Consider the following 14662-nt stretch of genomic DNA (forward strand, 5'->3'; position numbering starts at 1 on the left):
CCTCACTTGTAATGAGGATGTCGCAGGTTCGACTCCTGTCTCCGGCTCCCGTTCTACCGAAGACGCCACGAGGGGCTCGGGTCGCGGCCGCGACCCGAGCCCCTCGTGCGTCCCTGGTCAGCCGGTGGCGCCGGCCGGGGTGGTGGTCACCTTGGTGCCCTCCAGCTTGTTCGCCTTCGTCGCGTACGTGTTGGTGAAGGTGCCGGCGAGCGCGACCTTCGCGACGTCGACACCGAGTTGCTTCTCCATGGCGTAGACCGTCTTGGGGCCGCCGGCGGGCATGATGCCGTCAGGGAGGAACTGGCCCTTGTCGGTGGTCAGGCCCGCGATGTACTGCGCCTTGGTGATGGTGGCATTGGAGACGAAGTCCGCGGGCAGCGCGTTCGCGATGTCGGCCGCCGAGTGGGTGTTGATCCAGTGCATCGTCGCCACGAGAGCATCCACCACATCCTGGGTGGCGGCCTGGTGGGATTTCACCCAGCTCGACTGAGCCAGTACGCCGGCCGCCGGCCACGCGCCGCCGAGCGCCTGGGTGGCGCCGGCCGTCGTCGCGAGGTCGAGCGCGGAGTAGCCCAGCTTCTTGGATTCCAACGCTCCGACGGTGGGCTGGGTCGTCATCACGCACTGCGCCGACTTGCGCTGGATCGCGGCGATGGCGGTGGTCCCGGCGCCGACCGCGAGCGTGTGGTATTCGCTGTGCTTGACGCCCTTCTGCGCGGCGAGGAACTGGGTGAGTTCGTCGGTGCCCGACCCGAGGTCGGTGACCCCCAGCGTCTTGCCCTTGAAGTCGGCGGCGCTGTGAACGCCGCTGGAGTTGCCGCACATCTCACGCTCCCCGGGTGCGCCGGACAGCTGGACGACGTCGATCACGTCCTTGCCCTTGGCCTGGAAGTCGATCGTGTGGATGTACCAGGCGCCGGCCATGTCGACCTGGCCCGAGGCCATCGCCTCTTCGGCGCCGACCCCGCCGTTGGTCTCCGTCGACAGCTCCACCTTCACGCCGTACTTCTTGTAGAAGCCGAGACTCTGGGCGAGCTGGTAGGGCAGGTAGATCTGCTTGTCGATGCCGCCGACCATCAGCTTGACGGTGGGCATCGAGCCGCCGTTCGAGCCGCCGGCCGACGTCGAGCCGGAGGCGCTGCCGGCACCCGAGCTGGAGCTACCGCAGGCAGTGACGCCCAGGGCGAGCGCCCCGGCAGCGGCGATCGCGATCGCGGACTTGTACATGGAATGGGTTCCTTTCGTGGGGGACTGCGGGGAGATGTGAGGGTGCGCTCAGATGGCCTGGATCTCCCATCGGCTCGGCGGCCGCCACGACAGGACGCGCCGTTCCAGGAGAGTGATGAGGTACTCCGCGGTGAGCGTGACGACGGCCATGATCGCCATGGAGGCGAAGACGGTGTCCGGGTCGAAGTTGCCCTGCGCCTGGCTGATGATCAGGCCGATCCCGTGCTGCGCGCCGAGTACCTCGGCCACGAGCGCGCCGATGATGGCGAAGCCGAATGCGGTGTGCAGGCTCGCGATGATCCAGGTCAGCGCCGACGGGATCGTGACGTGCCGGGCGACCTGCAACGGTGATGCCCCGAGCACCCGGATGTTCGCGACGAGGTTCTGATCCACCTCGCGCACGCCCTGGAAGGCGTTGAAGAAGACGATGAAGAACACGAGCACCGATGCCAGCAGCACCTTGGGGAAGGTCCCCAGGCCGAAGGCCACGATGAAGATCGAGCCCAGGATGATCCGGGGGATGGAGTTCAGCACCTTGATGTAGGGACCGAGCACATCGGCGAGGAACCTGTTCTGGCCGAGGATGAGACCGACCACGATCCCCGTCACGGTGCCCAGGAGGAAGCCGTAGAGCGCTTCGGAGATGGTGACCCACAGGTTCAACCAGATGGTGCCGAACGCCGTGCCCTTCGTGAACAGGTGCACCAGGCTGTGCCAGATGCCGGTCGGCTGACCGAAGAAGAACTTGTCGAGCCAACCGACGGAGGTGAGCAGTTGCCATCCGCCGATCACGATGACCGGCACCAGGATTCGTGCGATCCAGAGCTTCCGCGTACGACGGCGTCGGGCCCGCAGCGAGGTCACCTGCACGTCGGATTCGGTCTCGACCAGCCCGGTCCGGCCGGGGATCGTCGAACTCATGCCGCACCTGCCGTCTGGGCGTAGGCCCGCTGGACCTCGTCCTTCAGTGACGACCAGATGCGGTCCTGCAGTTCGAGGAATCGCCGCTCATGGCGGATGGTCTGCACGTCCCCCCGCGGGCGGGGTAGATCGATGTCGAACGACTGCTTGATGGACCCCGGGCTGCTGGTCATGATCAGGACCCGATCGGACAGGGCGACGGCCTCGTCCAGATCGTGGGTGATGAAGAGCACCGAGGGACGCGACTGCTCCCACAGCCCGAGCAGTTCGGTCTGCATGATGGCTTTGGTCTGCACGTCCAGCGCACCGAACGGCTCGTCCATCAGCAGGATCTTCGGCTCGTTGATGAGGGCCGCGGCCATCCCGACCCGCTTGCGCATGCCGCCGGAGAGCTGATGGGGGTAGCGGTCCTCGAAACCGGACAGTCCCACCCGTCGCAGCCAGTCGCGGGCGAGCGAGACGGCCTCCTTCTTGCCCATCCCGCGCAGGGTGGGCCCGGTCATCACGTTGGCGAGCACCGTCTTCCACGGGAAGAGCGCGTCGGCCTGGAACATGAAGCTGACGCCCTGGGTCACACCGTTCACGACCTTGCCGCCGACCTTGACCGTCCCCGCGCTCGGGCGCTCGAGTCCGGAGACCTGGCCCAACGTGGTCGACTTGCCGCACCCCGTCGGGCCGACGATCGCGCAGAACTGCCCCGGTTCGATCACGAGGCTGACGTCGTGGATGGCGGTGAAGGCCTCGCCCTTGGGGGTGAGGAAGCGTTTGGTCAGACCTGAGATCTCGATACGCGCCGCGTCGTCGGCTGTCATGGGCGGCTCCTTTCGTTCTGCCGGTGGAGGTGCTGGGCAGAACGTACGGAGGCGGTGTGAGCCAGGTCACGGTTGTGGTCGAATCCCCTATAAACCCTCGTATTCAAGGGTTTTGCGCATTGTGCGCACCCAGCTTGTCGCGGGGCGTGACCGAGGTCACAATGACGGCGTGCGGTCCCGGATGCGCAGGCTCTCCAGCCAGATCCTGATGGCTCAGCTGGTCATCCTTGCTGCGACCATCGGGGTCGGCTTCGTGCTGTTCGCACACGTCGAGCGCGGTCACCTCGACAAGGAGTACGAGGCGCGCGCGGCCTCGATCGCCTCCACGGTGTCGGGGGTGCCGTCGATCCGCAGCTGCATGGAGCACGACGCGCCGGGCTGCGCCACGACGATCCAGACGATCGCGATGTCCATCGGCCGCGAGACCCACGCGTCGTACGTCGTGGTCATCGACATGCATCGGGTGCGTCACTCACATCCGGATCCGGCGCTGATCGGACAGCCGGTGACGGAGCCGATCGTCACGTCGGACGGCCGTGTCCATCTGGGTGCGGACAACGGGAGCACGGGACGTTCGGCGAACGGCAAAGCGCCGCTCTACGGGCTCGACGGCCGGATGGTCGGCGAGGTGTCCGTGGGCATCAGGGAGAGCTCGGTCTCGAGTGCGCTGCGTCAGGAACTCCCCTCGTACGCAACGTGGTTCGCCATCGCGCTCGCCTTCGGCACGATCGCGTCGTTCGGTCTAGCGGCGCACCTCAAACGCCGGACGTTCGGGCTGGAACTGGACGAGATCTCCCAGCTGCTGCAGGAGCGCGAGGGCATGCTGCACGGTGTGCGCGAAGGCGTCATCGCCTTCGACCGGCGTGACCGCGTCAGCGTCGTGAACGACGAGGCGCAGCGGTTGCTGGGCGTCCAGGTGAGCGCGGTGGGGGAGCACCTCAACGACGTACTGCCCGAGGGGCGCCTGCGTGATGCGCTCGCCGGGAGGGACACCAAAGGGGACGACATCGTCCTCACCGACGACGTGATCCTGGTGATCAACCGGATGCCCGTCACGGTGGCCGGGCGCCCGCACGGCTCGATCGTGACGCTGCGGGATCGCACCGAGGTGGCCGGCCTGCGCAGCGAGCTGGACGGTGAGCGCGGCCTCACCGACTCCTTGCGCGCTCAGCAACACGAGTTCGCGAACCGGCTGCACGCCGTCGCCGGACTGCTGCAGCTGGGGTACTCCGACGAGGCGCTCGACTACGTCCTGCAGATCCAGGGGACCGGGGCGGAGTTCGACAACACGCTGCGCACGCACATCGAGGCGCCGCAGGTCGTCGGACTCCTCCTGGGAAAGGCGGCGGAGGCCAGCGAGCGCGGCATCGAGCTGGTGATCGCCCCGGAGACCTGGCTCGGTGAATCGCCCGACAAGGTGCAGGCGCTCACCAGCATCCTCGGCAACCTGATCGACAACGCGTTCGCCGCGCTCGGCACGGTGCCCGCGCCGCGCAGAGTGGTGGTGGCGATCGTCGAGGACGAGAGCGAGGTGACGATCACCGTCGCCGACAACGGTCCCGGCATCCCCGCCGGGAGCGAGCGGATGATCTTCCGCGACGGCTACAGCACCAACGAGCAGGCCGGCGCCCGTCCCCGCGGGCTCGGCCTCGCGCTGGTCGAACGGCTCGTAACCAAGCTGGGCGGTTCGACCGTCGTCTCCGGCGGCCCCGGCGCCCGCTTCACCGTGCGGCTGCCGGTCGCTTCCCCGTCCGTGCCCATCGGCAGCGGCGCGCCCGAATGAGCGAGGCCGTGCTCGGTGTGGTCATCGTCGACGACGACTTCCGTGTCGCCGACATCCACGGCGCCCTCGTGCAGCGCGTCCCGGGGTACCAGGTCGTCGGAAAGGCGCACACCGCCGAGCAGGCGGTGGACCAGGTCCGGACACTGCGCCCGGATCTGGTGCTCATGGATGTCTACCTGCCGGACGGGAACGGGCTGGACGTGCTGCGGACGCTGCTCGACGAGCCCGATCCTCCCGCCGTCATCGTCATCACCGCGGCGCGCGAGATCGCCTCCGTCCGGGCGGCGTTGCAGCTGGGAGCGGTGCACTATCTGGTGAAGCCGTTCGACTTCAGTCTGCTGATCGAGCGGCTCACGACGTACCGGCAGCTGCGTCATCGCCTCGCCGGTCTGCCGGGTGAGCCGGCGCAGTCCGAGGTCGACGAACTCTTCGGGATGCTTCGCGCGACGCCCTCGCCGATGCCTCGCCCCGCGAAGGGACACTCCGCGCCGACGCTGGAGCTGGTCCGCAACGTCGTCCGGTCCACGACCGGTGACGTGTCGGCCGCCGAGGTCGCGGGCGAGGTCGGGATCAGTCGCGCCACGGCACAGCGCTACCTCAACTACCTCGAGCAGCAGGGCCTCGTGCAGCTACGACTGAAGTACGGCGCCGCCGGCAGGCCCGAACATCGCTACCACCCGCGCGCCTGAGCGACCGGCGACGTGGGCCGCACGCCTGAGCGACCCGGCGACGTGGGCCGCGCGCCTGAGCGACCCGGCGACGTGGGCCGCGCGCCTGAGCGACCCGGCGACGTGGGCCGCGCGCCTGAGCGACCCGGCGACGTGGGCCGCCGGGTCGAGGTCAGCCGCGCGCGGTCTGCAGCCGGGCGCGCAGAACGGCCTGATGTGTCGAGGCCGAGACGAGCCCGATCGGACCGGACAGGTAGGTGTAGTCGTAACCGAGGGCGTCCATCATGGCGAACGAATTGTTGACGGTGGTGCCGACCAGTTGGACGGTGTCACCGCGGACGGCGGCCATCCCCAGCGCGGGGGCGGAGTAGAAGACGCTGTACCCCACGACGCCACGCCCGGAGGAGCACTCCTGCGAGAAGAGCAGCCGCAGCGACGCGCGCGAGCGCACAGTCGACGCCGTGCCGTTCGCGTACTTGTTGCACGTCGCTACGCTCCAGTACGCGGCGGGGTGGGTGGCCGTGTGCTCGTAGAGGTAGACGCGTTCGTCGTCCTGCGGGAAGCCGGGGTCGAAGCGGTTGTCGAGGTTCACATAGTGGTCGTACTTCGAGAGCGGCACCCCGTTCTTGGCGAAGTAGGCGATGAGGTAGGACCAGTGTCCGGAGGCAACGGGATAGCACGACGTGCGCAGCTCCGGCCCGGTGACGCCGGGTGCGGACGCCGCGGGGATCACCACGGCCTGCGACGGGTGGGCCTGCACCAGCTTCACTTCGGCCCGGGCGTGCGCGTCACAGGTGGCGCGGCTGGTGAACTGAGCCTCTCGGGTCGTGCCGTGGTAGTAGACCGAGTTCTTCTCGGTGGCCGCCGACGCACGGACCGGTGAGCCTCCCCACCCGGTGAGCGCACTGCCGGCCGCCACGACGGCGAGGGCCGCTCCCCATGCCTTCTTCATCGATGTGTTCCTCCTGGGTAGTGGGCCGCGTGACCCGGGTGACGGCTGTGGACGACCGAGATGGTCGTCACCGGTGCGAAGTGGGACTGGTGGTGCCCCACACGTACTGCGCCTCGCCGTACACCACGCGATAGTCGCGGGCGGCCGACGAGGTGTAGGAGTACGACGCGACGCCGGCCGCGTTGCTCCGGACATTCTTCAACGCGGTCCACTTCGTCGCACCGGACGCGCGGTACTGGATGACGCCGACCTGGCCGGCCCATGGGATGTTCTCGTCGCGGCCGGTGGAGTAGCGGATCACTCGGGTGCGCAGCGTCACCGTGTTGCCCTTGCGGCTCGTCGACAGCCCGGCCCAGGACCCGACCTTGACCGTCGTACGGGGAGCGTTCTGCGCGTAGCCCGCGTCGTCGCCGGAGCTGCCCCCCGAGGTCGGGTCGGACCCCTCGCCGGGCGCGGACGCGGCGTCGGCGTCGAGGGCCCCGTCGCCCCGCCAGGTGCGAGTGCCGAGCGGCGTGAAGGAGTACAGCTCCCAGGTGGCCCGGTTGGAGAAGTCGAAGAAGATGTAGTCGCTCGGGTTGTCGGACGTGCCGACATACCAGCCCGCGAGCGTGCTGGAGTCGGCGTGCAGGGCGCACCCGCCGGTGACCCGGACGGGCACCGCGGTACCCGGCCGCACGACGCGCGCGGTGGCGGGGACGACGAGGCGGCAGGTGCCGTACGGGGATTGACCGGACGCCTTGTGGCTGTGCAGGTGTGACCGGACCGAAGGACTCGGCACGGAAGGACGCGCCCCGGCAGCGCCCGCAGGAGCGGCGAGGGAGACACCCAGCGCCGCGATGGCTGGAACGGTGGCGATGGCGATGCGACGGATCATGGGTGACTCGGCTCTCTTGTCGGCTTCGCCCCCTGTGAGCGCCGGCGTGAGCCAGATCGTAGGGCTCCCGGTGGCGTGGTGGGGGCTGAACAGCGCGGACACGCTCGGCGTCATCACGCGGCGGGCTCCATCCGCCCTGCGACGGGCCCTCAGCCGCCCGCGTCGCGTCGGGCTGTGTCGTCGAGCGCGGCCTGCAGCAACCGGGCCAGAGTGGCGCGCTCCGATGCCGTCAGCGACGCGAAGTGCTCGTCGCTGACCGTCGTGCGAGCGCGGTCGAGGGTGCGGCGCAAGGCCCTGCCGGCGGGCGTGAGGCGGATGTCGACGGCACGGCGGTCCTGCGCGCTCGGGCTGCGTTCGACGAGGCCGTGCTCCTCCAGGGCATCCACCACGTCGGTCGCCGACCGAGGCGCGATGCCGAGTTGTGCCGCCAGGTCGGACAGGCGCAGGCCCTCGCCGTCCTCCGTGCCCGACCGCACGATGACGCCCATCGCGCGGGACTGGTGGGGTGAGAGACCGTACGGACCGAGCGCCTCCCTGTGCGCCCGTCGCAGCACGCGGGCGGTGCGCAGCACCAGTTCTCCGAGTCCCGCCGCGTCCGTTGTCATCCGGGAATGCTACGCCGAATGCTGTTGTTACTTCATTGTGAGGTAACCTCAGCAATAGGACGAGTCGCCTCCCCATCGGAAGGAGGGTCGTATGACGACACCCACCACAGCTCGTGCCCGCACCGGCATGACCGGTCGCCCCGGACCCGGCCAGCGCGCGTCCCTGCAGGTCAGCGCCGCCGACACCGCGCAGTTGCAGGACTACCCGGTCGGCGCCCGCAGGGTGCTCGGCCTCTTCGCGCCGTACCGCCGTCCCCTGCTCGGCGTCACCTCGATCATCGTGATCAGTGCGCTGCTCGGACTGGCCGGGCCGTTCATACTGCGCGCCCTGATCGACACGGCGATCCCGCAGCAGAACGTGCGGCTGCTCGTCCTGCTCGTCGGGGCGATGCTGGGGATCACCGCGGTCACCCAGCTGCTCGGGGTGGTGCAGACGTACGTCTCCACCCGTATCGGCCAGCAGGTGATGCACACCCTTCGCACGCGCCTCTTCACCCATCTGCAACGGCTGCCGCTGGGCTTCTTCACCCGCACCCGCGGTGGGGAGCTGCAGTCACGGATCACCAACGACGTCAACGCGATGCAGTCGGTCGTCACCGATACCGCCACCTCGATCGCCACCAACGTCACGACCACCGTCGGCGTCACCGTCGCGATGGTCGCCCTGTCGTGGCGCCTGTCCCTGATCAGCCTGGTGATCCTGCCCCCGGCGATCTACCTGACCCGCCGCGTCGCCCGGCTGCGCCGGTCGATCCAGACCCGCGCGCAGCGCTCACTGGCCGACATGCAGACCCAGATCGAGGAGTCGCTGTCGATCTCCGGCGTACAGCTGGCCAAGACCCTGGGCTCCGGCCCGATGCTGTCGCGACGGTTCACCCAGACCTCGCAGGAGCTGACCGAGCAGGAGCTGCAGTCCCAGATGGCCGGCCGCTGGCGGATGGGCTCGATGGCACTGATCTTCTCGGCGATCCCGGCGTTCATCTATCTGGCCGCGGGTCTGCCGGCCACCGGCCGCGGGATGACGATCGGCACGCTCGTCGCCTTCACCGCGCTGCAGACTTCGCTCTTCCGCCCGGTGATGGGTGTGCTCAACGTGGGAATCCAGGTCACCACCTCGATGGCGCTCTTCAGCAGGGTCTTCGAGTTCCTCGACGCGCTCATCGAGATCGACGACCCGGTCGTGCCCGCCGCGGTGCATGCATCGACCTTGAGCGGCGAGGTGCGGTTCGAGGGGGTTGGCTTCCGTTACCCCGGCTCGTCCGAGGATGCACTGCAGGACATCGACCTGCAGTTGCCCGCCGGTGCGCGGGTGGCCGTCGTCGGCAGCACCGGCTCCGGCAAGTCCACGCTGGCCGCGCTCGTCTCGCGCCTCTACGACCCGAGCGTCGGGCGCGTGCTCATCGACGGGCACGACGTACGCGACCTGCCGCTCGCGGCCGTCGCCTCCGCCGTCGGTGTGGTCTCGCAGGACACCTATCTGCTGCATGCCTCGATCGCGGACAACCTGCGCTACGCCAAGCCCGACGCCACCGACGCCGACCTCGTCCGGGCGGCCCGGGCCGCGCAGGTGCACGAGCTGGTCGCAGCACTGCCCGACGGGTACGACACGGTGGTGGGCGCGCGGGGGTACCGCTTCTCCGGTGGTGAGAAGCAGCGGATCGCGCTGGCACGCACCATCCTTCGCAATCCGCCGATCCTGGTGCTCGACGAGGCCACGAGCGCCCTGGACAACACGACCGAACGAGCCGTGCAGGAGGCTCTCGACGAGCTGAGCGTCGGACGGACGACCCTGACGATCGCCCACCGGCTGTCGACCGTGCGGCACGCGGACCAGATCGTGGTGCTGGACCACGGCCGGATCGTGCAGCGCGGCAGGCACGAGGAGCTGCTCGCCGAGGGCGGACGGTACGCCGAGCTGGTCCGCGACGCCGAGGCCGGCGAGCAGGCGAGGGACGACCTCATCGACGCGGCGGGCTGACCGCCGCGGGACAAAGCAGGTCCCCGGTCCGTTATGCGAAGCACGGGGCGGGTACTGCATCTGCAGGCCGTCGGCGAGACGACCGATGCCGGGAGTCGGGCCGCCGTGCGAGATGCCGGGGGCTCGCGGCTTACTGTGAGCACCTGCGGACAGGAAGGACGCACAGATGGCGGTTCGGTCTCGGGTCACACCCCCAGACACTGTGCTGCCCCTGCTGCGCGCCGCCCACCTCGGACCCGGCCTCGCCGTGACCACCCTGACCGCGCTGCTCGGCTCATCGGCCCGGCTGCGTCCGCGCGAGATCGCCGCGAGCACCGCGGCCGTCTTCCTGGGCCAGCTGTCCATCGGCTGGGGCAACGACCTGGTCGACGCCGCACGTGACCGCGCCGTCGCGCGCGCCGACAAACCACTGGCGACCGGCGAGGTCGGGGCGCCCGTGGTCGCAGGAGCGTTGGCGACCGCCCTCCTCGGATGCGTCGCCGCCTCAGCGAGCCTCGGCCGACGCAGTGCGCTGACCCATCTCGCGCTCGGGGTCGGCCCGGCCCATGCCTACAACCTGGGGCTGAAGAGCACCGCCTGGTCGTGGGCGCCGTACGCCGTCGCGTTCGGAGCGCTGCCCTCCGTGGTGAGTCAGGCCGGTGGCGACCGGCGTCGCTCGCCCGCATGGATCACGGCGCCGGCAGCTGCTCTCGGGGTGTGCGCGCACATCCTCAACGCCCTGCCGGATCTCGCGCAGGACGACGCCACCGGTGTCCGCGGTCTGCCGCACCGGCTGGGCGCGGAGCGCGGACGACAGCTGGCGACCGGCCTGCTCGGTCTCGCCTCGGTGGCGATCGTGCTGGGCCCCAACGCAACTCCCTCTCCCGTCGCGTGGTCGGCACTCGCCGCCAACGGCGCCCTCGGCGCAGTGGCGTTGCGAGGGACCGGCCGTACCCCGTTCCGGGCCGCGGTCGCCATCGCCCTGATCGACGCCGGCCTGCTGGTGTCGGGCGCCCGATGACCAGCCACGACCTGGTCGTCGTGGGCGGCGGTCCTGCCGGCGCGGCGGTCGCGCTCGGTGCGCTGCAGGCCAGGCCCGGGATATCCGTCGCCCTGCTCGACCGGGCCGACTTCCCGCGCGACAAGACCTGCGGCGACGGGATCGCACCCGAGGTGTTCGACCTTCTGACGGACGCCGGCGTGCCCGGGGTCGCCGACGGTTGGGCCCCGGTCGACCGCCTGTCCATGCGACGCGGGGAGCGGGTCGTCGAGCGCACGATGGTCCGGTCCACCTGGGTGATTCCGCGGGCCGTCTTCGACGAACGGCTGCACCAGGCCGCCGTGCGCGCCGGGGCGCAACCGCACACGCACCGCGTGTCCCAGGTGACGGTCGGCGCCGACGACGTGCGGGTCGACGACCGCTTCAGCGCGCCGCTCGCGGTCGGCGCCGACGGCGCGCACTCCGTCGTCCGCCGGGCGATCGGGCTGCCGCCGGGGCCGACGGCGTTCGCGCTGCGGGGCTACGCGCCCACCACCGACCGCCGCGTCGGCACCCAGGCCATGGTCTTCGGCACCTCGCGCCAGCCGTCGTACGCGTGGTCCTTCGACCGCGGCGACGGCCTCGCGAACGTCGGATACGGCGAGGTGCAGGCACCCGGTGCGCCGCGGCTCTCGCGGCCTCAACTGCTCGCGCAGATCGAGCAGCTGCTGCCGGGCTCGACCGCCGACGGCACGCAGTGGAAGGGCGCCCACCTGCCGTTGTCGGGGTGGGGCGCGCGGGTCGCCAGCGGGCGGGTGGCGCTGACGGGCGACGCCGCCGGGATGGTGAATCCGATGACCGGAGAAGGCATCTACTACGCCGTGCTGACCGGTCTGCTCGCCGGTCGCGCCGCCGCGGCGGCCCTCGACACCGGTGACCCGCACCTCTTCGGCCGCGACTACACCCGCCGCGTGCGGACCGAGCTGGGACCGCACCTGCGGCACAGCGCTCTGGCCGCGAGACTGTGTCGTAGCGGTCGACTGCTGGACGCCGGGGTCCGGGCCGCGCAGTCGGATCAACGCGTCTTCGACGACCTCGTCGACCTCGGACTGGCGAACGGCAGGATCACCCCGGTGGTCCTGCGGCGCCTTGCTCGCCACCTCCTCGGAACGGCCACCCAGCGGACGGAGCACATCGGATGACGGTGCAGATACTGAGCTCACGGGGTGCGCTGCCACCCCACCGCTACCCCCAGCAGCACATCACCGACACGTTCCTGGAGTCGATGGTGCCGGGCACCGATGAGCGTCTCGTGCGCCGCTTCCACGGCAATGCCGGTGTCGCGTATCGGCATACGGCCGTCCCGTTGGAGGAGTACGCCGGGCTGGCGGACTTCGGCGCGGCCAACGACACCTTCATCCGGGTCGCCGTCGAGCTGGGGTCGCAGGCCGTGCTCGACGCGTTGAAGGCTGCGGGTCTCGAGCCCAGCGACGTCGACGTGATCATCTCCGCGACGGTCACCGGGCTGGCGGTACCTTCGCTGGACGCCCGGATCGCGGCGACCATCGGGCTGCGCCCGGACGTCGTGCGGGTGCCGCTGGTGGGCCTGGGCTGCGTGGCCGGGGCCGCGGGCGTGGCGCGGCTGGACGACTACCTGCGCGGACGGCCGGACGCCGTCGGGGTCCTCGTGGCCGTCGAGCTGTGCTCGCTGACCCTGCAGCGCACCGACCGGTCGCTGCCGAACCTGGTGGCCAGCGGCCTCTTCGGTGACGGCGCGGGCGCCGTGGTCGCGGCCGGCACCCACCGCGCCGCGTCGCTCGCCGACCGGATCACGCGCGAGCCCGTGCAGCCGCGCATCCTCGCCACCCGCAGCCATCTCTACCCCGACTCCGAGCGCACCATGGGCTTCGACGTCACCAGCTCCGGGCTGCGCATCGTGCTCGACGCGGCCGTGCCCGACGTGGTGCGCACCTATCTCGGCGACGATGTCGACGCATTCGTCGCCGACCACGGCCTGACGCGCGCCGACATCGGCTGGTACGTCGCGCACCCCGGCGGACCGAAGGTGCTCGAAGCCATGCAGGACACGCTGGGTGTGTCCGCGGATGCGCTTGCCGTCACCTGGGATTCGCTGTCGCGAGTCGGAAACATGTCGTCGGTCTCGGTGTTGCACGTGCTGACCGACACGCTCGCCGACCGGCCGCCGGAGCCGGGCAGCTACGGGCTGATGATCGCGATGGGCCCAGGGTTCTGCTCCGAGCTGGTGCTGCTGCAGGCGCCGGAGATCGCGGCATGAGCAGCGAGATCGCCTACACCGTCCTGGTGCTGCTCGTCGGCCTGGAGCGCGTGGCCGAGCTCGTGGTGTCCAAGCGCAACGAGGCCTGGTCGATGGGCCGTGGCGGACGTGAGTTCGGTGCGCGGCACTATCCGCCGATGGTCGTGCTGCACACCGGTCTGCTGGCCGGCGCGCTCATCGAGGTGTGGGTGCGACGTCCGCACGTCGACGCCTGGTTCGCCGTGCTCATGGTGCTGGTGCTGCTGGCCTCCCAGGGCCTGCGCTGGTGGTGCATCACGACCCTGGGGCATCGCTGGAACACCCGGGTGATCATCGTGCCCGGGCTGGCACCGGTCACGGCCGGGCCGTACCGCTTCTTGTCCCACCCCAACTACGTGGCGGTCGTCGCGGAGGGCATCGCGCTGCCACTGGTGCACGCCGCCTGGATCACCGCCGTCGCCTTCACCGTCCTCAACGCGTGGCTGCTCACGGTCCGCATCCGCTGCGAGAATGCGGCGCTGGCCCAGCTTCCCTCTCCCGCATCGGTTCCCGTGACGAGCCCATGAGCGATCGCAGAGACCTCCTGATCGCGGGTGGCGGGCCCACCGGTCTGGCCACGGCCCTGTACGCCGCCCGCGCCGGTCTCGACGTCACCATCTGGGAGCCGCGCGCGGGCAGCATCGAGAAGGCGTGCGGCGAGGGCCTGATGCCGGCCGCACTCGCGGCGCTGCTCGACCTCGGCGTAGATCCCTTGGGGCACGACCTGACGGGCATCCGATACATCGCCGGCGGGTCCGCGGCGCAGGCGTCGTTCGCCGCCGGCAGCGGGCGCGGGGTGCGTCGTACGACCTTGCACGACGCCCTGCGCTCGGCCGTTCAGGCGGCGGGCGTGCCGATCGAGCAGCGCGCCGTCAAAGACATCCGCCAGGACGACCGGCAGGTGCTGGTCGACGGTGTGCCGTTCGGGCATCTGATCGCAGCGGACGGACTGCACTCCGGCATCCGGCGGTCGCTGGGCCTGGACCGGCAGGCGCGCGGCCCGGTGCGGTTCGGGTTGCGCACCCACTTCGAGATGGCGCCGTGGAGCTCGTTCGTGGAGGTGCACTGGTCGCCGCGGTGCGAGGCCTACATCACCCCCGTCGCGGACGGTGTCGTCGGCGTCGCTGTGCTCACCTCGGAGCGCGGCCCGTACGCCGATCATCTGGCTCAGTTCCCGCAGATCGCCGAGCGGGTGGCCACCGTCACGCACGACAAGATCAGCGGCGCCGGTCCGCTGCGGCAGCGCAGCACGGCACGGGTCGCGGGGCGGGTGCTGCTGGTCGGGGACGCCTCGGGCTACATCGACGCGCTCACCGGGGAGGGCATCGCCCTCGGGATGGCGCATGCGAAGGCGGCGGTCGAGGCCGTCGCCGCCGGGCGATCGCAGGACTACGAACGCACCTGGCGTATCGCGAGTTGGCGCTACCAGGCGCTCACCGCCGGCCTGCTGCGAGCGACCCGGGTGGGCGTCGTACGCCGCACCATCGTGCCCGCCGCACGACGCGCGCCGTGGCTGTTCGACGCCGCCGTCAACGCCCTGGCGGGCTCCCCGTCCTGACCGCTGGCGACC

At 70.5% G+C, this 14662-nt stretch carries 14 protein-coding genes; 8 read left to right on the forward strand and 6 right to left on the reverse strand.

Translation table 11 applies throughout. The annotated features are described in order from the left end of the window. Positions 1-117 precede the first annotated feature (117 nt). Genes JOB34_RS12860 through JOB34_RS12870 form a run of 3 tightly spaced genes read right to left on the reverse strand, consistent with a single transcriptional unit; the run spans position 118 to position 2960 of the window. On the reverse strand, positions 118-1227 hold the full coding sequence (locus tag JOB34_RS12860) for an ABC transporter substrate-binding protein (protein WP_208053096.1): 1110 nt from the start codon (positions 1225-1227) through the stop codon (positions 118-120). Between the two features lie 48 nt (positions 1228-1275). Beyond that, positions 1276-2148 (reverse strand): ABC transporter permease, encoded by an 873-nt coding sequence (locus JOB34_RS12865; protein ID WP_208053097.1) that lies wholly within the window; start codon positions 2146-2148, stop codon positions 1276-1278. Next, positions 2145-2960: an ABC transporter ATP-binding protein gene (locus tag JOB34_RS12870; RefSeq protein ID WP_179482835.1), complete on the reverse strand. Its 816-nt coding sequence runs from the start codon at positions 2958-2960 to the stop codon at positions 2145-2147. Before JOB34_RS12870 ends, JOB34_RS12865 begins: the two co-directional genes overlap by 4 nt. A 169-nt stretch (positions 2961-3129) precedes the next feature. On the opposite strand from JOB34_RS12870, the gene JOB34_RS12875 reads away from it, so the two are divergent. Both JOB34_RS12875 and JOB34_RS12880 read left to right on the forward strand, forming a co-directional pair. Continuing rightward, positions 3130-4743, forward strand: coding sequence for a sensor histidine kinase (locus JOB34_RS12875; protein ID WP_208053098.1), 1614 nt, complete (start codon positions 3130-3132; stop codon positions 4741-4743). After that, positions 4740-5432, forward strand: coding sequence for a response regulator (locus tag JOB34_RS12880; RefSeq protein ID WP_243758088.1), 693 nt, complete (start codon positions 4740-4742; stop codon positions 5430-5432). The genes JOB34_RS12875 and JOB34_RS12880 overlap by 4 nt, the downstream gene beginning before the upstream one ends. Before the next feature lie 151 nt (positions 5433-5583). Here the strand turns inward: JOB34_RS12880 and JOB34_RS12885 are convergent, their stop codons facing one another. The 3 genes from JOB34_RS12885 to JOB34_RS12895 all read right to left on the reverse strand — a co-directional run bounded on the left by JOB34_RS12885 (position 5584) and on the right by JOB34_RS12895 (position 7842). Next, entirely contained in the window at positions 5584-6363 is a 780-nt protein-coding gene (locus tag JOB34_RS12885) for a hypothetical protein (protein WP_208053099.1), read from the reverse strand. Between the two features lie 67 nt (positions 6364-6430). Then, positions 6431-7237: a hypothetical protein gene (locus JOB34_RS12890; RefSeq protein WP_208053100.1), complete on the reverse strand. Its 807-nt coding sequence runs from the start codon at positions 7235-7237 to the stop codon at positions 6431-6433. A gap of 149 nt (positions 7238-7386) precedes the next feature. Continuing rightward, a complete protein-coding gene (locus tag JOB34_RS12895) occupies positions 7387-7842 on the reverse strand; it encodes a MarR family transcriptional regulator (protein WP_208053101.1) in 456 nt (151 codons plus the stop codon). A 91-nt stretch (positions 7843-7933) separates the two neighbouring features. Between JOB34_RS12895 and JOB34_RS12900 the strand changes: the two genes are divergently transcribed. The 6 genes from JOB34_RS12900 (at position 7934) to JOB34_RS12925 (ending at position 14650) form a co-directional block, all read left to right on the forward strand. Next, positions 7934-9820, forward strand: a complete 1887-nt coding sequence (locus JOB34_RS12900; protein WP_243758089.1) for an ABC transporter ATP-binding protein — start codon at positions 7934-7936, stop codon at positions 9818-9820. 166 nt (positions 9821-9986) lie between these two features. Then, the gene (locus tag JOB34_RS12905; RefSeq protein WP_208053102.1) at positions 9987-10820 is read left to right on the forward strand and encodes a UbiA family prenyltransferase; all 834 of its coding nucleotides are present in this window, start codon (positions 9987-9989) and stop codon (positions 10818-10820) included. After that, positions 10817-11980 (forward strand): geranylgeranyl reductase family protein, encoded by a 1164-nt coding sequence (locus JOB34_RS12910; protein WP_208053103.1) that lies wholly within the window; start codon positions 10817-10819, stop codon positions 11978-11980. Before JOB34_RS12905 ends, JOB34_RS12910 begins: the two co-directional genes overlap by 4 nt. Then, a complete protein-coding gene (locus JOB34_RS12915) occupies positions 11977-13074 on the forward strand; it encodes a 3-oxoacyl-[acyl-carrier-protein] synthase III C-terminal domain-containing protein (protein ID WP_179482823.1) in 1098 nt (365 codons plus the stop codon). The genes JOB34_RS12910 and JOB34_RS12915 overlap by 4 nt, the downstream gene beginning before the upstream one ends. Then, on the forward strand, positions 13071-13619 hold the full coding sequence (locus JOB34_RS12920) for an isoprenylcysteine carboxylmethyltransferase family protein (protein WP_208053104.1): 549 nt from the start codon (positions 13071-13073) through the stop codon (positions 13617-13619). Before JOB34_RS12915 ends, JOB34_RS12920 begins: the two co-directional genes overlap by 4 nt. Beyond that, positions 13616-14650 carry an FAD-dependent monooxygenase gene (locus JOB34_RS12925; RefSeq protein WP_208053105.1) on the forward strand — a complete coding sequence of 345 codons (1035 nt, stop codon included), beginning with the start codon at positions 13616-13618 and terminating at the stop codon, positions 14648-14650. Before JOB34_RS12920 ends, JOB34_RS12925 begins: the two co-directional genes overlap by 4 nt. Positions 14651-14662 lie beyond the last annotated feature (12 nt).

It is taken from the genome of Allobranchiibius sp. GilTou38, from assembly GCF_017565325.1.
In the GTDB taxonomy this organism is placed as follows: domain Bacteria; phylum Actinomycetota; class Actinomycetes; order Actinomycetales; family Dermatophilaceae; genus Allobranchiibius; species Allobranchiibius huperziae.